Source organism: Hwanghaeella sp., from assembly GCF_965227365.1.
Classification (GTDB): domain Bacteria; phylum Pseudomonadota; class Alphaproteobacteria; order UBA8366; family Aestuariispiraceae; genus Hwanghaeella.
Genome location: NZ_OZ245754.1, coordinates 2,579,813 through 2,601,617 on the forward strand (window position 1 = coordinate 2,579,813; position 21,805 = coordinate 2,601,617).

General features: G+C 61.8%; 21 protein-coding genes. 7 read left to right on the forward strand and 14 right to left on the reverse strand.

Going from position 1 to position 21,805, the window contains the following annotated elements; translation table 11 throughout:
• Positions 1-30: 30 nt before the first annotated feature.
• Positions 31-705 carry a 5-formyltetrahydrofolate cyclo-ligase gene (locus tag ACQK2G_RS11755; RefSeq protein WP_425405217.1) on the forward strand — a complete coding sequence of 225 codons (675 nt, stop codon included), beginning with the start codon at positions 31-33 and terminating at the stop codon, positions 703-705.
• A gap of 3 nt (positions 706-708) precedes the next feature.
• Here ACQK2G_RS11755 and aroC read toward each other — a convergent pair whose 3' ends face one another.
• Positions 709-1,797: a chorismate synthase gene (gene aroC, locus ACQK2G_RS11760; protein ID WP_425405218.1), complete on the reverse strand. Its 1,089-nt coding sequence runs from the start codon at positions 1,795-1,797 to the stop codon at positions 709-711.
• Between the two features lie 25 nt (positions 1,798-1,822).
• Positions 1,823-2,665, reverse strand: coding sequence for an enoyl-ACP reductase FabI (fabI, locus tag ACQK2G_RS11765; RefSeq protein WP_425405219.1), 843 nt, complete (start codon positions 2,663-2,665; stop codon positions 1,823-1,825).
• Between the two features lie 240 nt (positions 2,666-2,905).
• Between fabI and ACQK2G_RS11770 the strand changes: the two genes are divergently transcribed.
• Positions 2,906-4,357, forward strand: a complete 1,452-nt coding sequence (locus ACQK2G_RS11770) for a YihY family inner membrane protein (protein WP_425405220.1) — start codon at positions 2,906-2,908, stop codon at positions 4,355-4,357.
• Between the two features lie 38 nt (positions 4,358-4,395).
• On the opposite strand, the gene ACQK2G_RS11775 is transcribed toward ACQK2G_RS11770, so the two are convergent.
• The 11 genes from ACQK2G_RS11775 to ACQK2G_RS11825 form a co-directional block, all read right to left on the reverse strand.
• A complete protein-coding gene (locus ACQK2G_RS11775) occupies positions 4,396-5,091 on the reverse strand; it encodes an HAD family hydrolase (protein WP_425405221.1) in 696 nt (231 codons plus the stop codon).
• Between the two features lie 11 nt (positions 5,092-5,102).
• On the reverse strand, positions 5,103-5,951 hold the full coding sequence (locus ACQK2G_RS11780; RefSeq protein WP_425405222.1) for a phytanoyl-CoA dioxygenase family protein: 849 nt from the start codon (positions 5,949-5,951) through the stop codon (positions 5,103-5,105).
• A gap of 10 nt (positions 5,952-5,961) precedes the next feature.
• Positions 5,962-7,176 (reverse strand): phosphopentomutase, encoded by a 1,215-nt coding sequence (locus ACQK2G_RS11785; protein WP_425405223.1) that lies wholly within the window; start codon positions 7,174-7,176, stop codon positions 5,962-5,964.
• Positions 7,177-7,263: 87 nt separating this feature from the next.
• The gene (gene deoA, locus ACQK2G_RS11790) at positions 7,264-8,577 is read right to left on the reverse strand and encodes a thymidine phosphorylase (protein WP_425405224.1); all 1,314 of its coding nucleotides are present in this window, start codon (positions 8,575-8,577) and stop codon (positions 7,264-7,266) included.
• Positions 8,578-8,580: 3 nt separating this feature from the next.
• Entirely contained in the window at positions 8,581-9,345 is a 765-nt protein-coding gene (deoC, locus tag ACQK2G_RS11795; RefSeq protein WP_425405225.1) for a deoxyribose-phosphate aldolase, read from the reverse strand.
• Positions 9,342-10,166 carry a purine-nucleoside phosphorylase gene (locus ACQK2G_RS11800; RefSeq protein ID WP_425405226.1) on the reverse strand — a complete coding sequence of 275 codons (825 nt, stop codon included), beginning with the start codon at positions 10,164-10,166 and terminating at the stop codon, positions 9,342-9,344. The genes deoC and ACQK2G_RS11800 overlap by 4 nt, the downstream gene beginning before the upstream one ends.
• A complete protein-coding gene (locus ACQK2G_RS11805) occupies positions 10,163-10,594 on the reverse strand; it encodes a cytidine deaminase (RefSeq protein ID WP_425405227.1) in 432 nt (143 codons plus the stop codon). Before ACQK2G_RS11805 ends, ACQK2G_RS11800 begins: the two co-directional genes overlap by 4 nt.
• Position 10,595: 1 nt before the next feature.
• A complete protein-coding gene (locus ACQK2G_RS11810; RefSeq protein WP_425405228.1) occupies positions 10,596-11,570 on the reverse strand; it encodes an ABC transporter permease in 975 nt (324 codons plus the stop codon).
• Positions 11,570-12,694: an ABC transporter permease gene (locus ACQK2G_RS11815; RefSeq protein WP_425405229.1), complete on the reverse strand. Its 1,125-nt coding sequence runs from the start codon at positions 12,692-12,694 to the stop codon at positions 11,570-11,572. The genes ACQK2G_RS11810 and ACQK2G_RS11815 overlap by 1 nt, the downstream gene beginning before the upstream one ends.
• Positions 12,691-14,253: an ABC transporter ATP-binding protein gene (locus tag ACQK2G_RS11820; protein WP_425405230.1), complete on the reverse strand. Its 1,563-nt coding sequence runs from the start codon at positions 14,251-14,253 to the stop codon at positions 12,691-12,693. Before ACQK2G_RS11820 ends, ACQK2G_RS11815 begins: the two co-directional genes overlap by 4 nt.
• Positions 14,254-14,330: 77 nt before the next feature.
• Complete coding sequence (locus tag ACQK2G_RS11825; RefSeq protein ID WP_425405231.1) at positions 14,331-15,329, reverse strand: BMP family lipoprotein; 999 nt, start codon at positions 15,327-15,329, stop codon at positions 14,331-14,333.
• Between the two features lie 293 nt (positions 15,330-15,622).
• On the opposite strand from ACQK2G_RS11825, the gene ACQK2G_RS11830 reads away from it, so the two are divergent.
• The 5 genes from ACQK2G_RS11830 to ACQK2G_RS11850 all read left to right on the forward strand — a co-directional run bounded on the left by ACQK2G_RS11830 (position 15,623) and on the right by ACQK2G_RS11850 (position 21,005).
• A complete protein-coding gene (locus ACQK2G_RS11830) occupies positions 15,623-16,858 on the forward strand; it encodes an ABC transporter ATP-binding protein (protein ID WP_425405232.1) in 1,236 nt (411 codons plus the stop codon).
• Positions 16,851-17,792 (forward strand): carbohydrate ABC transporter permease, encoded by a 942-nt coding sequence (locus ACQK2G_RS11835; RefSeq protein ID WP_425405233.1) that lies wholly within the window; start codon positions 16,851-16,853, stop codon positions 17,790-17,792. The genes ACQK2G_RS11830 and ACQK2G_RS11835 overlap by 8 nt, the downstream gene beginning before the upstream one ends.
• A gap of 48 nt (positions 17,793-17,840) precedes the next feature.
• The gene (locus ACQK2G_RS11840) at positions 17,841-18,677 is read left to right on the forward strand and encodes a carbohydrate ABC transporter permease (protein WP_425405234.1); all 837 of its coding nucleotides are present in this window, start codon (positions 17,841-17,843) and stop codon (positions 18,675-18,677) included.
• Between the two features lie 113 nt (positions 18,678-18,790).
• A complete protein-coding gene (locus tag ACQK2G_RS11845; protein WP_425405235.1) occupies positions 18,791-20,065 on the forward strand; it encodes an ABC transporter substrate-binding protein in 1,275 nt (424 codons plus the stop codon).
• Positions 20,066-20,174: 109 nt separating this feature from the next.
• Positions 20,175-21,005: a phosphodiesterase gene (locus tag ACQK2G_RS11850; protein ID WP_425405236.1), complete on the forward strand. Its 831-nt coding sequence runs from the start codon at positions 20,175-20,177 to the stop codon at positions 21,003-21,005.
• A gap of 30 nt (positions 21,006-21,035) precedes the next feature.
• On the opposite strand, the gene phnF is transcribed toward ACQK2G_RS11850, so the two are convergent.
• Entirely contained in the window at positions 21,036-21,734 is a 699-nt protein-coding gene (phnF, locus tag ACQK2G_RS11855; RefSeq protein ID WP_425405237.1) for a phosphonate metabolism transcriptional regulator PhnF, read from the reverse strand.
• Between the last annotated feature and the right edge of the window lie 71 nt (positions 21,735-21,805).

Here is a 21,805-nt window from a genome sequence, read left to right on the forward strand (position 1 = left end):
GCATCGTTCTTCGCAGCAAGGGAGGCTGCCATGTCGTCCAGTGACGAAGAACCGGGGTCTTTCGCATCCCCACCGTGTTTCATGCATGAGATTGATCCAGCCTATTCGGGCCTGGCCGCCGAGACGGATCCCGTTCAGGCGGAAGACGTAAAACGATGGCGCAAGGCCGAACGCGATCGCCTGATCGCCGCGCGGATGGAAGTCGCGCCATCTTCCCGTCAGGCGTACGACGCCCGTATCATCGAGGAACTCGAACGCCTTATCGGATCGGTCCGGGGAAAAACCGTCGGGGTTTATTCTCCGTTCCGGGGTGAACCCAACCTGCACCCGCTTCTGAAGAAGATCACCACGGACGGCGGCCAATGCGCCCTTCCCGTGGTGATCGCCCGCGGCAAGCCGCTGATCTATCGTGCCTGGTCGCCCGGCGACCCGACGGTGCGCGGCGTCTGGAACATCCCCGTTCCGGAAGAAACGGCTGCGCAGGTCCAGCCCGACATCGTCATTGCCCCCGTCGTCGGCTACGACCCTTCCGGCTATCGTCTGGGCTATGGCGGCGGTTTCTATGACCGGACACTCGCCGGGATGGCGACGAGACCGCGGGTCTTTGGCGTCGGCTACACCCTCGCCGCCCTGCCCACCATCTTCCCGCAATGGCACGACATTCCGATGGATTTGGTTGTAACGGAAAACGGGCCGGCAGTCTGAAGCCTAGACGCCCACTTGCCCCCGGTGGCGCAGCAGGTGGTCGGCAAGCACGATGGCCATCATGGCTTCGCCGACGGGGACGGCGCGGATGCCGACGCAGGGGTCGTGGCGGCCCTTGGTCAGGATCTCGGTTTCCACCATATCCTTGTCCACCGTCTGGCGGGGCGTGAGGATCGAACTGGTGGGCTTCACCGCGAAACGGCAGACCACCGGCTGGCCGGAAGTAATGCCACCCAGGACGCCGCCCGCCTTGTTGCTGAGGAATTCCGGCTCCCCATCGGGGCCGGTGCGCATTTCATCGGCATTTTCCTCGCCCGACAGCAGCGCCGCCTCGAACCCGGCGCCGATCTCCACCGCCTTCACCGCATTGATGCTCATCATCGCCTTGGCGAGGTCCGCATCGACCTTGTCATAGATCGGCGCACCGAGACCTGCCGGAATACCGTCCGCCACCACCTCGACCACCGCACCGATGGAGGAACCCGATTTGCGGATACCGTCGAGATAATCCGCCCAATCTTCCGCCGCCTTCGCGTCCGGGCACCAGAACGGGTTCCGTTCCACCTCGGACCAGTCCCAGTTGTCCCGGTTCACCTTGTGCGGGCCGACCTGGACGAGCGCGCCGCGCACACTGGCCGCATTGCCCAGAAGCTGGGTCAGCACCTTGCGCGCGACCGCGCCGGCAGCGACACGGCTGGCGGTTTCCCGCGCTGAGGAACGCCCACCCCCGCGATAGTCGCGGATTCCGTACTTCTTCCAATAGGTATAGTCCGCATGGCCGGGTCGGAACTTGTCCTTGATATCGCCATAATCCTTGGACCGCTGATCCTGGTTCTGGATCATCAGGCTTATCGGCGTGCCGGTCGTCACCCCTTCGAAGACGCCGGAAAGGATCTGAACCTCGTCCGGTTCCTTGCGCTGGGTCACGTATTTCGACTGCCCTGGCTTTCGGCGGTCGAGCCAGATCTGGATATCCGCCTCACTGATCGGGATCATCGGCGGGACACCGTCAACCACGCAGCCGATCGCCGGCCCGTGGCTTTCGCCCCAGGTCGTGAAGCGGAAGAGATGGCCGAAACCGTTCCCGGACATGAAGGAAGCCTTTCAGATGGGCTGATCAGCCCTTGTTGCCGTTCAAGCTGGCCAGCAGCTCGGAAACCTCGTCGGCGGCATCGACGGCGACCATGCCGACCGTGTGATAACCGCAATCGACATGATGCACTTCGCCCGTTACGCCCGATCCCAGATCGCTCAACAGATACAGGCCGGCGCCGCCAACCTCGTCGATGGTGACATTGCGCTTCAGCGGCGAATTCAATTCGTTCCACTTCAGGATGTAGCGGAAATCGCCGATCCCGCTTGCCGCCAGGGTCTTGATCGGGCCGGCAGAGATCGCATTGACGCGAATGCCGCGATTGCCCAGGTCGACCGCCAGATAGCGTACGCTCGCCTCCAGCGCCGCCTTGGCAACCCCCATGACGTTGTAGTGCGGCATGACCCGCTCGGCGCCGTAATAGGTCAGCGTCACGATCGAACCGCCTTCATTCATCAGCGGCGCCGCGCGCTGGGACAGCGCCGTCAGCGAATAGCAGGAGATATCCATCGTCCGCAGGAAATTGTCGCGGGTCGTATCGAGATACTGTCCCTTCAACTCATCCTTGTCGGAAAAGGCGATGGCGTGGACCAGGAAGTCCAGAGATCCCCATTCCTTCTCAACGGCCGCGAAGACCGCATCCATGCTATCCGGATTGGTGACGTCGCAGGAGAGGACCAACGGCGAATTGACGGACTCGGCAAGCGGCCGGACCCGCTTTTCCAGCGCATCGCCCTGATAGGTAAAGCCCAACGTCGCGCCGTGATCGGCGGCCGCCTTGGCGATTCCCCAGGCGATGGAACGGTCGTTCGCGACGCCCATAACCAGACCTTTTTTGCCCTGCATCAGAGGCGCCTGTTCGCTCATCCCCGTACCCTCTCACCCGCATATGTCGACTAATTTTATCGGTGCACCGGATGGCCGGAACCGGCCACGACACCAAGGCGTTTGGTTTATACCATGTCTTCGGATGCGCCAATCCCGCGCCCCTCTTTTGCCGCCGTGCGCTTCATAAATCGGCCCCGCAGCCGCGAGATTCCCGCAAATAGTTGGGAATTCGAGTGGTTCACGGTATTCTGCCCCCTCAAAAACGGGAACGAATAGAGCGTGAATGATTCGCAATCAAAACCGTCCGCGGCCCCTCCGACGGCGAAATCCGGCAAGCAGGCCACCGGCGGCTCGGTTTTCTCCGGTCAACCGGTCATGCAGTTCTTCCGTTTCCTCGGCTATGTCTATGCCCGTTTCAGCCAGGACCACTGCCAGCAACGTGCGGCGTCGCTGACATTCACCTCACTTTTGGCCATCGTACCGATGCTGGCGGTCAGCTTCGCGATCTTCGCGGCCTTTCCCGCCTATAGCCGGCTGAAAGACAGGGTTCAGTCCTTCATCTTCGACAATTTCGTGCCCCAGGTCGGTACCACCCTGCAGGAGCACCTGGGCACCTTTACGCAACAGACCGGCGAACTGACGGCGGTCGGGATCCTGTTCCTGATTCTGACATCGGTCATGCTGCTGATGACGATCAGCGACACGATGAACACGATCTGGCGGGCCCGCCGCCGGCGGAACATCGTTTCCCGAATGCTGGTTTTCTGGGCGGTGATCACCCTGGCCCCCCTGCTGTTCGGCGCCAGCCTTTCGATCAGCGGCTATCTCTTCGCGCTCGCTCAGAAATCGGGGGTCGAGAGTTATACCGGGTCGCTGACACGTTTAACCTTCGTCATCCCCTTCCTGCTGCAGGCCCTGGGCTTCGCGACGCTTTTCGTGATCATGCCCAGTGTGCCCGTCCGCCGCACCGATGCCGCGATCGGCGGCCTGACCGCGTCCATGCTGTTCGAATTGCTGAAGAAAGGTTTCGGCCTCTACGTCACGAATTTCCCGACCTATCAGACCATCTATGGCGCGTTGGCCACGATCCCGATCTTCCTGATGTGGATGTATCTAAGTTGGATCGTCGTCCTGGCGGCTGCCGAGATGACCGCCGCGCTGCCGGAATGGCGCGGGGGGACGCGGCGCGTTCGAAAGAAAGGCCTTGCCCCTCTCGACAGCCTCGTCTTCGCCCTCGCCGTTCTCAGCGCCCTGAAACAGGAACAGATTTCCGGCGGCGGCTTGCGTTTGTACCGGCTTCTGAGGGCGGCCGGTATTGGGCCCGACGCCTTGGCGGATGTCGCCGAACGGCTTGAAAAGCATCGCTATATCGCTCGCGGGGACAAGGGCGAATGGCTGTTGATCCGGGATCTCAGCGAAGTGACCCTGTATGACCTGTTCAATCATCTGGGGCTGGGTCTGGAAGCGGGCATACCGCCGCGTCAATTGCGCAAGGCCTGGACCCATCGCTTCGCCAAGATCCGCAGCAACATGACCGATGCGATGCAGGAACGCATGGGCATGTCCCTCGACGAGTTGCTGCGTGCGGCGGAACCCGGTGAGGACATCGCGAACGACACCGACGAATCCAATTTCAACCCGACGGAAGAGGAAACCGAGCGCGAACAGTCGAGCCGCCGGGCGCGTATCCTGGCGCTGCTCGGTATCGGGGCCTTGACCGCTGGCTCATAACCGGGCGGCTGAATCTTAGCCGGGCGGCGGGGTCGTGATCAGGCCACGATATCCGCGACCAGGGCGGGCAGATCCGAGAGACTTTCGAGGCGGCGGAAACGATCATGCGGCGGGTCGTCCTCGTGCCGTTCGAAAACGGCGGTGTGACGATAAGGAACATGCACCCCCCAACCGCCTAGTTCCAGAACCGGCAGGACATCCGACGGGATCGAATTGCCGATCATCAGGAACTGCGTCGGATCGACCTCGTGGCGGGTCAGGACATCCCGGTAACTGTCGACATCCTTCTTCTGCACCACTTCGATCTGGTCGAAGAAATCGCCGAGGCCGGACTTGTCGATCTTGTTGGTCTGATCGAGCACATCCCCTTTGGTGATCAGGATCAACCTGTAACGATCCTGCAAGGATGCGAGAACGGTCCGGACATTGGGGATCAACTCGACGGGCGCATCGAGCATGGATTTGCCCATCATCAGGATCTCATGCACCTCGTCGCCGGTAATCTTGCCGCCGGAAATCTGCACCGCCGTCTCGACCATGGATAACGTGAAGCCCTTGATGCCATAGCCGAACAGGCGAACGTTCTGCAATTCGGTGTCATGCAGCTTGGCTTCCACTTCCTCCCGCGGCGCATACTGCTCAAGGATTTCTTCGAGCCGCGCCTGGGTCTCGAAGAACATGTTCTCGCAATGCCACAGGGTATCGTCGGCGTCGAAACCGATTTCACTGATCATGGAAGGATCCCTCATTCAAATCCGCGGAGCGGCATGTCGGCGCGGCGTCGCAGCCAGTTGTCCTCAGGATAAGGCAAGGTTCCGTCGATGGTATGCAGCGTCAAGGCACGGCGCGACCGTTGCGATCGGTTCGGCCCGCTGGCATGGGGCAGCAGACCGTGCAGCACGACGAGCGTTCCCGCCGGCACTTCGAGCGGGACCGGCCTCGCCGCCTCCCCGCCCTCATCCAGAACCCTAGTCTCCAGCACATCGCCGTCGACCCGGCCAAACCACTTTCGCAACGGCCCACGATGGCCGCCCAGTATGGCGAGAAGGCAACCGTTGTCCAAGGTGGCGTCCTCCAAGGCGATCCAGAAGCCGGTGACGCTGGGCGGATCGGTCCGCAGAAAACTCGCGTCCTGATGCATCCCCACCGGCGCGCCGATCCCCGGCTGCTTGAAAATCACCATGGATTGCAACAGTCGCGGATCGTTCAGGTCCAGCCCCTCGGCAAGGATACGGAAAGCGGCCGACCGGAAGAAGGCGTTGAAACGGGGATCGAGATCGTGAAGGGCATGGCCGATCTTGTTCAGGGCGGTGCCGATGGCACGATTGGGTCGGCCTGATTTGTCGACCGCATCGGGCTCGAAAAAGAAACGGATATCGTCTCCGGATTCCAGAAAATAGCGGTCGGCTGCATGGGCGCCGAAGACGGTCGGGTTGTCCGGAGCCTGATAACCGGCGATCAGATCGTCGATCCGCGCCGACAGGGATCGGCATTCATCCGGCAGGACAAGACCCTCGACGACCAGAAACCCATCCCGGTCATAGGCGGCCCGCATGGTGTCCGTGACACCGTCGGTCAGGGTGAACCTTTCCACACTCGCCTCCTCAGGCAGCGCGGGCGCGCGGAAAGCAATCGTCCCCGGCATTCAGCGGACCGAGGCCGAGGTGACGGGCAATCGTCTGCCCCATATCGGCGAAAGTCGCCCGCCTGCCGAGGCTGCCCGGCTCCACTTTCGGGCCAAAGAACAGGACAGGCACGAATTCGCGGGTATGGTCCGTGCCCTTGAATGTCGGGTCGCAGCCGTGATCCGCGGTGATCAGAACCAGATCGTCGGGCCGCAGACGGTCGATCAAGACCGGCAGGGCCTTGTCGAACCACTCTAACGCGTCGGCGTAGCCCACCACATCCCGGCGATGGCCGTAATGCATGTCGAAATCAACGAAGTTGCTGAAGACGAGATCACCGTCCCCGGCCTCTTCCATCGCTGCCAGTGTCGCTTCGAACAGCGCTTCGTTACCGTCCGCCTTCACCTTCCTGGTGATGCCCTTATGGGCGAAAATATCGGCGATCTTGCCGACGGAAATCACCTGCCCGCCGGCCGCCTCGACACTGTCCAGCAGGGTCGGCGCATGGGGCAGTGTGGTATAGTCGCGACGATTGCCAGTGCGCTTGAAGCTTTCCGCGTCCTCACCGATGAAGGGCCGCGCGATCACCCGGCCGATATTCAAGAGGTCGAAGATCTGCTTCGCGATCTCGCAGACTTCGTAGAGCCGCTCCAACCCGAAATGTTCCTCATGGGCCGCGATTTGGAAGACGGAATCGGCGGATGTGTAACAAATCGGCTTGCCGGTTCGAATATGCTCTTCGCCCAATTCCTTGATGATCTCGGTTCCGGAAGCGTGCTTGTTTCCGAGAATACCGGGCAAACCGGCACGTTGAACCAGTTCCTCGATTGCATCCGCCGGGAAACAGGGTTCCGTGCGCGGGAAGAAACCCCAGTCGAAATCAACCGGCAGGCCGGCGATTTCCCAATGTCCGCTGGGTGTGTCCTTGCCCTTGCTGGTCTCCGCGGCCGCGCCATAAGCGCCCGTGAAAGGACCGGCATGCTGCAATCCCGCCGGGACGTTGCCCGTCGCAAGCCGAGCAGCCTCGCCCAAGCCAAGCCGCGTCAGGTTGGGCAGCGACAAGGGACGGCCTGCTTCCGCGCGGCGCTGCGCGATATGCCCCAAAGTGTCCGCTCCGGCATCGCCGAATGCGGCCGCGTCAGGGGCCGCACCGATACCGAAGGAATCCATCACCAATATGATAGCCCGCGCCATGTCCCTCTGCGCCAATTCTCTTCAAGCCAATGCTGTTTGCGCCAACCCAAGTAGCGCCCGTTCCCGTTGCCTCGTCCGCCGATGCGGTCAGTCGACACGCTCGAAGACCACCGGGCCCGGTTCGCCGGGTTCCCCGATCTTGATCGCCTTGGTCACCACTGCCGCCGCGGCATCGGCCGCCGCCTCGGTCCTCGCATGGATCACCGCGATCGGATTTTCCGGGCCGACCTCATCGCCGATGGCGGCCACCTGCGTCAAGCCGACTCGATGATCCACATCGTCGCTGGCCAAGGCCCGGCCGCCGCCCAATTCGATCACCGCCACGCCGACCGCCCTTGCATCGACCCCGGCGACACGGCCAGCCTTGGAAGGATAGCACGGTTTGCGAACCGGCGCCGGATTGAGATAGGCGTCCATCCGATCGACGAAATCCGACGGCCCGCCCAACGCCACCACCATGCGGGAAAAGCGTTCGGCGGCGGTGCCGTCTTCCAGAGCCCGCTCCGCTTTCTCCCGCCCTTCATCCGGGCTGGAAGCCAGCCGTCCCAGATGCAACATGTCGCCCGCAAGCGCCATGACCACTTGATGCAGGCGACGATCGCGTGACTTACCCGTCAGATAGTCGACCGCCTCGGCCACTTCCACCGCGTTTCCGACATTTCTGCCCAGCACCTGGTTCATATCGGTGATCAGGGCGGAGGTCGGCATTCCCGCGCCCTTGGCCACCGTAACGATGCTTTGGGCGAGATCGCGGGCCATGTGATAGTCGCGCGCGAATGCCCCGGTCCCTGTCTTCACATCCATCACCAGGGCATCGAGACCGGCCGCCAGTTTCTTGGACAGGATAGAGGCTGTGATCAGCGGAATGGATTCGACCGTGCCGGTTACGTCGCGGATGCCGTAAAACCGCTTGTCCGCCGGGGCCAATTCCGCCGTCTGCCCGATAATGGCACAGCCCGCCGTCTTCACCACGTCCCGAAACTGGGAAATATCCGGCGCGGTCCGATAACCGGGTATGGATTCCAGCTTGTCCAGCGTACCGCCGGTATGTCCCAGGCCGCGCCCGGAAATCATCGGCACATAACCGCCGCAGGCGGCAACGATCGGCGCCAGCATCAGGCTGACCTTGTCACCGACCCCGCCGGTTGAATGCTTGTCCAGAACGGGTCCGCCCAGGTCCAGATCCTTCCAATCCAGGACCTCGCCGGAATTCACCATGCCGCGGGTCAGGGCCACGCATTCGTCCATCGGCATGCCGTTGAAGAAAACCGCCATGGCGAATGCCGCGATCTGCCCTTCGGAGATCGACCCATCGGTCAGTCCCTTGACCATGAAATCGATTTCCTGATCGGTCAGGTGCCGATTGTCGCGTTTCTTTCGGATGATTTCCTGCGCCAGCACGGATCAGTACCCCTCTGCGGCTTGCACGCCGCCTTTTCCGTCGAGAACCGCTAGCAGATCGGCCAGCACGCCGCTGGCACCGAAGCGAAAGGTTTCGGACGATGCCCAGCCAGGCCCCATGATACGATCCGCGATAGAGAGATACGTGCCGGCCGCCGCCGTGTCCCGGATGCCGCCCGCCGCCTTGAAGCCGCCTGTTCCATGCGCCTTCAGCGCGGTCAGCATGATTTCCGCCGCTTCGGGCGTTGCGTTGACGGGCACCTTGCCGGTCGAAGTCTTTATGAAATCCGCACCGGCTTGAAGGGCGATTTCGGACGCACGCCGGATCAGGACCGGGTCCTTCAGTTCACCGCTTTCGATGATCACTTTAAGGCGTGCCTTCCCGCCGCAGATCAGCCTGCAGGCTTGGACCAGTTCCGCCCCGACGGTTTCGTCGCCGTCCATCAGGCTGCGATACGGGAAAACGACGTCGACCTCGTTTCCGCCGGCGTCCAGAATTGCGGCACTGTCCGCAACCGCACTTTCGATGTCGGGCAATCCATCCGGGAAGTTCGCGACCGCGGCGACCCGCACACCGGTGCCCTTCAATGCATCTACGGCCTGGGCCACGAAACGGGGCCAGACGCAGACCGCCGCGACAGGCCCATGCGGCGTCACCGCGTGTTCGCACAGCGCGGCAATCGCGGCCGCGTCGTCATCATCGTTCAAACTGGTCAGATCCAACAGCGCGAGGGCCCGCGCGGCCGTCTGTTTCAAGGCATCGCTCAAACTGTTTCCTCCCGCAGGGTCGCCAGAAATTCCGCGACCAGCGCCCTCATCGCCTTTTCGGCTTGTTTCGCGTTGGCCTGCGTCTGTGCATGGCTCAATGCGGTTTCACTCATCCCCGCCGCCCGGTTGGTCACCACCGAAACCGCCGCGACCCGCATGCCCAAATAGCGCGCCAGGATCACTTCCGGGACCGTCGACATCCCGACCAGATCGCCCCCCATGCGCTGAACGGCACGGATTTCGGCCGGTGTCTCGAATTGCGGTCCGGCAAGGAATGTATAGACGGCCTCCCGCAGCGCCAATCCGCATTTCGTGCCGGCCCTGGCCATCAACGCCCGCAGGCTGGGATCATAGGCATCGACCATATCAATGAACGGATCGTCGATACCCTTCTCGCCCGTCAACGGGCTGGCCCCGACCCAGTTGATATGATCCGCGATGATTGCCAGGTCGCCCGGCTCCAGCCCTTCCAGGATCGCGCCCGATGCATTGCTGGTCAGCAGTACCTCACATCCCAATGCCCGCAAGGTCGCGATCGGCAAGTTCATGGCCCTCGCATCGCCTGCCTCGTAATAGTGTTTGCGCCCTTGCAGCACCGCGACCGGAACGTCGGACACCGTGCCCAGAACCAGACGACCCGCATGGCCTGCGACGGTCAATTCTGGAAAGCCGGGAATATCCGAGTAGGAGACTGCAACCGGGCCGTCGACGTCGTCGGCGAACGGGCCCAGACCCGAGCCCAAAACGACCCCTACCGCGGGTTTCAGCCCGGTCTTCTGCCGGATCGCTTCCGCCGCTTGTTTGGCCCCCTCCCCGATCACGATAGATGCTCCGGCGAAAACGCATGGGGCAACAGATCGCCGATCGTCACGGTCTGCTTGTGCCCGTTGGGGTCACAGGAATGGACAGCAACGGCGGGACGGCTGAATTCGCGCAGTTTCTGCCGGCAGCCGCCGCAGGGCGTGATGATCGCGCCTTCGGGGCCGGCGACCGCGGCCTCGACGATCTCCCGCTCACCATCGAGGACCATCGCAGCGATGGCGCCCGCTTCGGCACAGGTGCCTTCCGGATAGGCGGCGTTCTCCACATTCACGCCGGTATAGATCTTGCCGTTCCGGCCGCGCAGCGCCGCCCCGACATGATAGCCGGAATAGGGCACATAGGCATTCGCCCGCGCGGCGACGGCGGCGGCGATCAATTCGGCATCGGGCAACTCGGCATCGGGCGCCGCACCCTCTTTCCCGGACATTCTACCTCTCCTTCACATAAGGCGTGCCGATCGCTTTCGGCGCGACGGCCTTGCCGATGAAGCCCGCCAACAGAACGACGGTCAGGATATAGGGCAGCGCCTGGATGGCCTGGACGTGCACCTCCCCGATACCGGGAAGTTCGAACCCCTGCATGCGAATGGAAACAGCATCGAGAAGACCGAAGATCAGGCAGGCGCCGAATGCGGGCCATGGCCGCCACTTTCCGAAGATCAGCGCGGCGAGCGCGATATAGCCCTGCCCCGCCGTCATGTCGCGGGAGAAACCGGCATTCTGGGCGATTGCCAGATAGGTGCCCGCCAGACCGGTCAGCAGACCGCAAATCATCACGGCGCGATAGCGCAGCCAGACCACGGATATCCCGGCCGTATCGACCGCCGCAGGATTCTCGCCGACCGCGCGCAAACGAAGGCCGAACCGGGTCTTGTAAACGACCCATGCGGTCACCGGCACGGCCGCCAGCCCAACATAGACCAGCAGGTTGTGGCCGCTGATCAATTCCGCATAGGCCTGTCCGATCAGCGGAACATTTGACATTGCCTCGGCGCCTGGAAACTCGATCGGCATGAACCGCGCATCGGACTGCAGTGACGGTGTCTGCCCACCCTGTCCAAACCAGGCATGGCCAAGCACGATGGTTAGGCCGGCGACGAGGATGTTGATCGCGACTCCGCTGACCACATGGTCGCCGCGATGGGTGATGCAGGCAAACCCATGCAACAGCGCCAGCGACATAGAAACCAGGACAGCCACGGCGAGCGCCAACCACGCGGATCCAGTCAAGGCAGCGACCGCCGCGGCGGCGAAGGCACCCGCCAGCATCTTGCCCTCCAGCCCGATATCGACGATGCCGGAGCGTTCGGAATACAGGCCCGCCATCGCACAGAAGATCAGCGGCGTCGCCACACGCAGGGTGGCATCCAGCGTTCGCAGGACAAGCAGGATCGTATCGTCCATCACGCAGCCCTCTTAACGCGGCCGCCGCCGGCCATCACGTAGACCCGTTCCACCCAGGGCCGGGACATATAAGCGAGCGCGCCGGAGAACAGGATAACCAACCCCTGCAGCGCGACCACCATCTCCTTGGTGATGGACGGCATTTCGAAAGCCAGTTCCGCGCCGCCCTGATAGAGCAGGCCGAACAACAGACTGGCCAGGATGATGCCGACTGGATGGTTCCGACCCATCAGGGCGACGGCGATACCGGTGAAGCCATAACCGGCGGAGAAGTTGAGCAACAGGCGGTGTTGAACGCCGAGCAACTCGTTCACGCCGACGAACCCAGCCAGCGCGCCGCTGAGACACATCGCCATCAGCACGATCCGCGGTGGCGATATGCCTGCATAAACCGCGGCCCGTTCGCTCTGCCCCACGGTGCGCAGTTCATAGCCCCATCGCGTTCGCCATATGAAAACATAGACACCGACACAGCATAGCAGCGCCCAGACGAGAGACAGGTTCAACGGCGTCCGGGTGATCTTCACACCGAACCAACTGAAAATCTCATGCATGAAAGGCAGGAAGGCAGCGGCTGCGAATTCCCGCGTCTCCGGGGACATGTTGCCGCTTTCTCGCATCATGCCGGCCAACAAATAGACCATCAGGGCGGCGGCAATGAAGTTGAACATGATCGTGGTGATCACGATATGACTGCCGCGATAAGCCTGTAGATAAGCCGGAATGAAGGCCCAGCCCGCCCCGAACAACGCCCCACCGGCGATAGCGATCGGGATGATCAAGAACCCCGGTGCGAAACCGTCCAGAGCCAAGACCGCCAGGCCGATCCCCAAGCCGCCGAAATAGGCTTGCCCCTCGCCGCCGATATTGAACAGGCCCGCATGAAAGGCCATCGACACGGCCAGCCCCGTGAAGATGAAATTGGTCGTGTAATACAGCGTATAGCCGAGGCCCTCGTCATAGCCGATCGCGCCCTGAATCATCACCTGAACCGCCTGGATCGGATCCTCCCCGATAATCAGGATGACCGCGCCCGCGGCGACCAGCGCCATCAGGATGTTCAGCAGCGGAATGACGCCGATATCGATCCAGGCCGGCAAGGCGATGCGGGGCGCGTTGCTCATGCGGTCACCTGTGCGGCGGCGTCCGATTTCCGCGCCTCATCCCGGGAAATGCCCGTCATCATCAGCCCAAGCGTCCGCGCATCCGCCTCCCCTGCCGGAACTTCGCCGATGATCCGCCCGCCGCACATGACGATGATCCGGTCGCTCAAACTCATGATCTCGTCGAGCTCGACGGAAACCAGCAACACGGCGGAGCCGGCATCCCGCATGGCCACGATCTGTTGGTGGATGAATTCGATTGCGCCGATATCCACGCCGCGTGTCGGTTGGCCGACCAAAAGGACGTCCGGGTTCTTTTCCATTTCCCGGGCGAGGATCAGTTTCTGCTGGTTGCCGCCTGAGAATTTCGAAGACTGCAGGGTCGGGTCCGGCGGGCGTACGTCGTAGTCCCGCATCATCTTTTCGCAATCCGCCCGCACCGCGGCACGGTCGATCAGCGGGCCGGCCAAATAGCAGGGATCGCCGTGATAGCCCAGGATCGATGTCTCCTCGGCGCTGAATTTGCCAATCAGACCAAGCCTGTGCCGGTCTTCGGGGACATGGGCTATGCCATTTGCCCGCCGTTGTTCCGGGTTGCCGGGATTCTCGGCGGTGGCGGTGATCGGCCCCAAACGCACCGAGCCCTCATCAGGTGCCAGGATGCCGGCCAGCACTTCCAGCAATTCGCTCTGGCCGTTTCCGGAGACGCCCGCGATGCCGACGATCTCCCCCGCCCGCACGTTGAAATCGATATCCGTCAGGCGCGGAATGCCTTTCGCGTCGGCGTAGCTGAGGTGATCGACGACGATGACCGCGTCCTTCGGCGCGACCGGCGCCTTGTCGAGATCAAGCCGCACCTTCCGACCGACCATCAACTCCGCCAGTTCCTCACGGCTGGTCTCGGCGGTCGCCCGATGGGCGACCATTTCCCCGCCGCGCATGATCGAGACCTGATCCGTGATCGCCATGATTTCCCGCAGTTTGTGGGTGATCAGGATGACCGTAACGCCCTGGGTTTTAAGCGCTTTGAGAATTTCGAAAAGCTGGTCCGTTTCCTGCGGCGTCAACACGCCCGTCGGTTCGTCCAGGATCAGAATTTCCGCGCCGCGGTAGAGCGCTTTCAGGATTTCCACGCGCTGCTGCTGGCCGACGGGCAGATCCCCCACCGCGTCGTCGAGCGGAACGTGCAATCCATATTCCCGTTCCAGGCGCTCCAATTCCGTCCGCGCCGCCCGTGAACTCTCGGACAGGAGCGGCCCGGATTCAGCGCCGAGCATGACATTTTCCAGCACGGTGAACGGATCGATCAGCATGAAATGCTGATGTACCATGCCGATGCCCGCTTCGATCGCATCGTGTGAATTCCGGATTTTGACCGGCGCGCCGCGGACCAGGATCTCACCGCTATCGGCTTCGTAGAAACCGTAGAGAATACTCATCAAGGTCGATTTGCCGGCACCGTTCTCGCCGATGATGCCGTGGATCGACCCTTTCGCAACCGTCAACGAGACATCCCGGTTCGCCTGAACGGGACCGAAGGCCTTGCTTATCGACCGGAGCTCGATGGCCGTCTCAACCATGGCGACGGACTTCCCCCCGAATGGCCAGCGGCGCGCCAGTGAAAATCCGGCGCGCCGCCAAGCTCATTGGATTGTTATTAGTAGGTGCAGCTGTCGTCAGCCATGTAATCATGCACGACGATCTTGCCGGCGATGATGTCTTCGCGGGCTTTCTCGACCGCCGCCTTCATATCGTCGGAGATCAGGTCCGCATTGTGCTCGTCCAGCGCCCAGCCGACACCGTCCTCGGCCAGTCCCAGAACGTTGAAGCCGGGCTTCCAGCTGCCGTCCTTGCCGCTCATGAAAGCGTTATAGGCGGCAACGTCGACCCGCTTGATCATCGAGGTCAGCATCGTGCCCGGATGCAAGTGGTTCTGGTTGCTGTCGACACCGATCGCATATTTGCCGTTATCGGCGGCGGCCTGGAGCACGCCAATCCCGGTCGCGCCGGCCGCGGCATAGACGACATCCGCGCCAAGATCGAACTGGGCCTTCGCCAGTTCAGCGCCGCGTCCCGGGTTGTTCCAGGCGGCGGGCGTGGTGCCGGTCATGTTCTGAATGACCTCGGCATCCTTGCTGACATATTTCGCGCCCTGTTCGTACCCGCAGGCGAACCGGCGGATCAGTGGAATGTCCATGCCGCCGACGAAGCCGACCTTGCCGGTCTTCGACGCCATCACAGCCAGCATGCCGACCAGGAAGGAGCCCTCATGTTCCTTGAACACGATGGACTGAACGTTCGGCGCGTCGACCACCCCGTCAATGATGGAGAACCGGGTATCCGGATTTTCCTTCGCAACCTTGCCGATCGCGTCCGCCTGGGCGAATCCGACGCCCAGAACCGGGTCGGCCCCGCGTGTCGCCATCCGGCGTATGGCCTGCTCACGCTGTGTTTCGTTCGTGACTTCGAATTCCCGGTACTCGATACCGGTTTCCTTCTTGAACTGTTCGACGCCGTTATAGACCCCTTCATTGAAGGATTTGTCGAACTTGCCGCCCATGTCGAAAACGACCGCGGGAGAATAGTCCTGCGCCTGTAGCGTCGTGGTTCCGAGAGCCACCGTGATGACGGCGGCGATCCTGCCGAGATTTTTCATGCCTAGTCCCTGTCCAAGGTCTCTGTTCGAGAAGATCTGTGTCGACGGCATCGCCGGCTCACCCGGTTATTAGTACCGCCCTATATTTGGATTCAGTACCGCCAAGACCGCGCCCGCGCAACGTTTTCCAGGTTTTGTTTTCGCGGAAACCCGACACGTCCCGATCCACCGACGTTTGCGGCAAAGGTCCGCCCGGTAACAGTTCTGTCAATCGGGTGCATCAAAACAGTCAACATCCTGCGCGATCGTCTTCTCAAGCGGCAAAGACCGCAGCACCGGAAAAACCGACAGGGATGAACCCCACTCTGAATGTTTCAGACACCAACCGCGCCGGCGCCGATGCGTCCGCGGGAACGGAGGAAGTGATGGCCGCCGTCGGCATAGACGCCATTCAGAAATCATTCGGGTCCGTCGATGTATTGAAATCCGTCGATCTCGCGATCGAGGACGGCGAATTCATGACCCTGGTCGGCCCGTCCGGTTGCGGGAAATCGACCCTGCTTCGGATCATCGCGGGATTGGAGAGCCAGGACTCGGGATCGGTCAGGATCGGCGAGCGGACCGTCGACGGGCTGCGCCCAAGCGACCGGGACCTCGCCATGGTCTTCCAGTCCTATGCGCTCTACCCGCATCTCACCGTCGCACAGAACATCGCGGTTCCGCTTCGGATGCGGAATCTGACATCCGCGGAACGCCTGCCCTTCGCCGGCCGATTGAGTGCGAAGACCGCGGATAAGAATGTCGACATCCAGCGTCAGGTCAGGCGCGTCGCCGAACAACTCGACATCGCCCACCTCCTCGACCGGAAGCCGAAACAGCTTTCCGGCGGGCAGCGTCAGCGCGTGGCGGTCGGGCGGGCGATGGTGCGCAATCCAAACGTCTTTCTGATGGACGAGCCGCTGTCGAACCTCGACGCGAAACTGCGCGTCCATATGCGAACCGAGATCGCGGATCTGCATCGCAGCCTGGGAACCACCTTCATCTATGTCACCCACGACCAGGCGGAAGCCATGACGATGTCGAGCCGCATCGCCGTGATGATGGAAGGCGATCTGATACAGGTCGCTCCGCCCGAGACCGTCTACGACGATCCGGCGGACATCCGTGTCGCTGAATTCATAGGCAGCCCCAAGATCAATATACTTACCGGCCTCGTCACGGATCGCGGCGATGTCGGCAGCAACGGCGTCGCCATCGACGTCCTTCCGGAAAGCGCGCCGGGGACCGCCGTGAAGCTCGGCATCCGACCGGAAAAAATCGATCTCGCGGCAATCGCGCCGGGTCGCCTAACGGCGGAAATCAGGCATCTGGAAAATCTCGGCCCGGACATGCTGGTTCATCTGCGGGCGCGGGGTGAAAAAGATGCGCTCGTCGCGCGCTGTCCCGCCGACCGTGCGCGCGGCATGCGGATCGGCGAGCAGGTAGGCCTCACCTTCTCCCCCGGTGACGTTTTGGTTTTCGACGCAAACACGGGACGGCGCGTCTCCGCGCAATATCCCGAACCGGTGCAGGAGAAACGTCATGCCTAGCGCTGATGCGATGATCCTGGGCCGGGAGGCGCCTGCGGTCGGCCTGCGCCGAAAACAGCGTGACCTGATCGCACATGCCACCGCCTATGCGTTGTCCGGTCCCGCCCTGTTTCTGATGGCCTTGCTGCTGATCGGCCCGGTCATCGTGGTTTTGATCATGTCCTTCACGGACTATTCCCTCGGCAATTCCAGCTTCGGCTGGGTCGGTTTCGACAATTACGCCGAAATGCTGGAGGACGACGTCTTCATCAAGGCGATCGGCAACACGCTGCTGTATGTCGGGATCGTCGTGCCGGCCTCGGTCTTTCTGGGCTTGGGCGCTGCCATGTTGATCGAGAGCCTGACCCATGGCCGAGCTTTCTGGCGCGCGGTCTATTTCCTGCCGGTGATGGCGACCTTGATGGCCATGGCCATCGTGTGGGAATTCATGCTGAACGCGCGTTTCGGCATGATCAGCCAACTCCTGGTCCTGCTCGGTTTTCCCGCGAAGAACTGGCTGCAGGAAACCGGCACCGCGTTACCGATGCTGATGGTGATCGGGATCTGGCAGGCGCTCGGCTTCAACATGGTTCTGTTCATGGCCGGTCTGACCTCGATCCCGCGCGATCTTTACGAAGCGCTGGAACTGGACGGAGGGTCATCCTCTTGGTCCCGGTTCTGGACCATCACCTGGCCGATGCTGTCTCCGGTGACACTTTTCGTCGTCGTGATCACCGCGATCCGATCCTTCCAGGTATTCGATCCGGTTCATGTGCTGACGAAGGGCGGCCCCAACAACGCCAGCATGGTGCTGATCTACCAGCTTTATCAGGAAGGCTTCGATTTCTTCAGATCGGCCTATGCCGCCGGCCTGACGGTGGTGTTCCTGATCTTCATCTTCGCCATCACCTGGGTGAAATCCCGGGTCATGGAAAAGAACGTCCATTACGGCTAGGCGGCCGCAGAGAAACCAGCACCGCCGGAACCAGAGGAGCGGACAAGAATGCGATACGGCAAGAGCACTCTTTACGGGACAATCATGAAACACGGTGTGCTCGCCCTGGGGGCGGTTTTCGTCCTCGCCCCTTTCGTGCAGATGGTCTCCACCTCGCTGAAATCCTCGCAGGATATCGCGCAGGGCGGGTTGCGGATCATTCCACGCGAATGGGCCGCCTGGGAGAACTACACAGAGGCCTTCACCGCGACGCCGCTGCTGCTCTACATGCTGAACGGCGTCATCGTCACCGTCTGCATTTTCGCGCTGCAGGTGTTGATCGCCCTTCCCTGCGCCTATGCCCTGGCCAAGCTTCGCTGGCGCGGGCGCGACACGGTCTTCGCGCTGGTGCTGTTATGCCTGCTGATCCCGCCGCACGCGGTCGCCATCCCGGTCTATATCCTGCTCTTCAAGATGGGCATCCTTGATACCTATGCCAGTCTGATACTGCCCTTCATCATCTCCGTCTTCGGGATCTTCCTGATGCGGCAGTTCTTCATGACGGTGCCGGACGACCTGATCGATGCCGCCCGGATGGATGGCATGTCGGAATTCGCGATCGTCTGGCGTGTCATGGCGCCGACCGCGGTGCCGGCGCTGGTGGCGTTCGGAATATTTTCGGTCATCGCGCACTGGAACGACTATTTCTGGCCGCTGATCGTGCTCAGCAGCGAGGAGCTATACACCCCGCCGCTCGGCATCGCGACCTTCCGCACCGCCGAGGTCGGCTATGTGTTCGGCCCGCTGATGGCCGCCGCGACAATCGTCATCGCCCCCCTCGTCATCGCGTTTCTGTTCGCGCAGCGGCGGTTCATCGAGGGGATCACGCTTACCGGGATGAAGTGATCGGTCGTCCATTGCCGTGGATGACCGTGGTCCCGGCCGTGCCGTTCCTCCGCATAGGGAAGACCGGCACACCCAGTAGAGCGTTTCACAAGCGTCTAACAATGGAGGGTACCATGCGACGCATTCTGAAAACGGCCGTTGCCGCGGCCGCGTTCACCCTGGCAGGGGCGGGCTTCGCCGCTGCCGAGACCACGATCGAAGTACAGTATCCCTACTCGCATCTGTTCAAAACCACCTATGAGAAAATCGTCGGGGATTTCGAGAAGGCTTACCCTGACATCAAGGTGAAGATGCGCGCGCCCTATGAGAGTTACGAAGACGGCTCGCAGACCGTGCTTAAAGAAGCGATCACCAACCGCCTGCCGGACGTCACCTTTCAAGGCCTGAACCGTCAACGCATCCTGGTCGAAAAGGGCATCGCGCAGCCGCTGGAACCGTTCATCGCCAAGGAGGCGAACTTCGAAAAGGACGGCTACCACCAGGCGATGCTGGATCTGTCGACCTTCGACGGCAAGGTCTATGGCCTGCCCTTCTCGGTCTCGCTGCCGATCGGCTACTACAACATGGACATCGTGAAGAAGGCGGGCTGGGACAAGCCGCTGCCGTCCACCTGGGGCGAGGTCATCGAACTGTGTCAGGCGATCAAGGCATCGGGCCAGGAAGTTGACACCATGTTCTGGGGTTGGAACATCACCGGTAACTGGTTCTGGCAGGCTTTGAACTGGTCACGCGACAATACCATGCTGGATGCCACCGAAACCAAGGTGAATTTCGGCAACGATGCAGGCAAATGGGCCATGAGCACCTTCGCCGATCTGGTGAAGGGTTGCGACATGCCGAACAATGAGTGGAAGGAAGCGCTCGCCAACTTCTCCGCCGGCAAGGTCGGCATGTTCTTCTGGTCGACTTCGGCGCTGCAGAAGATCACCGACGACAGCGCCGGGCTCTTCACCCTGAAAACGGAACTGTATCCGGACGTCGCCGAAGACGGCGGTCTTCCGGCCGGCGGCAATGCCGGTCTGGTTCTGGCCAAGGACCCGGAACAGGCGGAAGCAGCCTGGAAATTCCTGAAATTCGCCACTTCCGGCCAGGGGGCAGCCTATGTCGCGCAGACCACGGGTTACATGCCGCCGAACAAGGCCGCGAACGAGGTGATCCTGAAGGATTTCTATGCCCAGCATCCGAACAAGTTCACCGCCGTGCGCCAGTTGCCGCTGCTGCGCGACTGGTATGCCTTCCCGGGTGAAAACGGCTTGAAGATCACCAAGGTCATCGAGGACGCGATGCAATCCATCGTCAGCCGCGAACGCGTCGACGAACCGGAAGCGGTCCTGTCCGACATGGTCGAGGATACGCAGAAGCTGCTTCCGAAAGCATCCGGCTCCTGACGCCTATCTGGACGGTTTGCATGGGGGACGTCTCGCCGTCCTCCATGCGCCCTCCACCGATTGCACGGCGCGCTGCCGCCTTAAGATCTTGGAAGAGGTGAGGAAGGACATGAAACTCATCCACATAACCGATACGCATTTCGTGAAACCGGGCGAAACGCTGCTGGGTCATGACCCCAAGGAGCGGCTAAACGCGGCAATCGCGGATATCAACCGGCATCATGCCGATGCAGACATTGCGGTCATAACCGGCGACCTGACTCATTGGGGGCACCAGGAGGCGTTCGAAAGCCTGAAGGACAGCCTTAGCACGCTGACCATCCCGGTCAAAATGATCCTTGGGAACCATGACGACCGAGCCATCATGAAATCGGTCTTCCCGGAAACGGTCCTGGATGAAAACGGTTTCGTTCAGGAAGTGATCGATCTTCCCGCCGGTCGCTTCCTGCTGTTGGACACCAATCTGGAGGGCACCCATGCGGGCTGGTATTGCGATGACCGCCTGGATTGGCTGGAACGGCATTTGGAAACTTCAGGCGACCTGCCGCTCTTCCTGTTCATGCATCATCCGCCCTGCAAACTGCACCTGGAACCGATGGACCGGATCGGCCTGATTCAGGCGGACGCCTTTCGCGATGTGGTAGAACCGCATGCGCACAAGATCCGGCATATCTTTTTCGGCCATATTCACCGGCCGGTGGCGGGCAGTTGGCTGGATATCCCCATGTCCACCGTCCGATCCACGAACCACCAGGTCTGGCTCGACTTCACCAATCGGGACACGATCCCGGGCAGTTCGGAACCGCCCGCCTACGCCATCGCGCTGATCGAGTCAGATTCAATCGTGGTGCATTTTCACGACTATCTGGATGCCAGCGAGAAATACGTCATGGGCACCGTTGACTATGAGGACTGGCAGACGCCCGACGCGGCGGAATAGTTTCACACCCCTGTTTTCTGTGGCGACCGGTCAGCTTTCGAAAACGATGGCCGTTCGGTCGCCGGAGAACCGGGTGACTCCGTATTCGATGACCGTTCCCGTCAGATCCTCATTAATCGAACTCGTGACGATCAGGGGTCGAGTACGGGGGATCTCCAGTTTCGATGCTTCCCAGGTCTTGGGCAGCCGGGCCGCGACCTGGGTTTCCCTGCGCCTGTAGTCCGCGATCCCAAGTGCCTCGAAACTGCGGGTTATGGATCTGGTCTCCGCGAACAACTCGGCCATGCGCAGGAACCGTTCGCCGGGGAACCAATGATCCGCAATACAGAGCGGCTGGCCGTCGGACCGACGCAGGACTTGCAGCCGTACGCATCGCGTTCCGGCGGCGATTTCCAGCGGGTTCGCGATATCGCGCCCGACCGATACATCTTCCACCGCCAGGATTTCCACATCAACCCGCCGGTCATGATGCCGCAGAATTTCGCCGAACCGTGTCCGGGCACCGATCTGATAATTGATCGTTTCCTCTACCACGAAGGTACCGCGTCCCTGCTCGACCACCAGAAGGCCTTCCTCTGCCAACGTGCCGACCGCACGACGCACCGTGTGCCTGTTGGCCCCGAACCTCGCCGCCAGATCGCTTTCGGGCGGCAGCTTGTCGCCGGCGCGCCACTCGCCGCCGGCAATCGCGGTTTTGATGTCGTCGGCGATCCTTCGCCAAAGCGGCATGCGTTGAGCGCGCCTGCGCGGCCGGTTCGATAGAGTGTGGAGATCGGACTTCTGCAGCATCCCGGCACGCT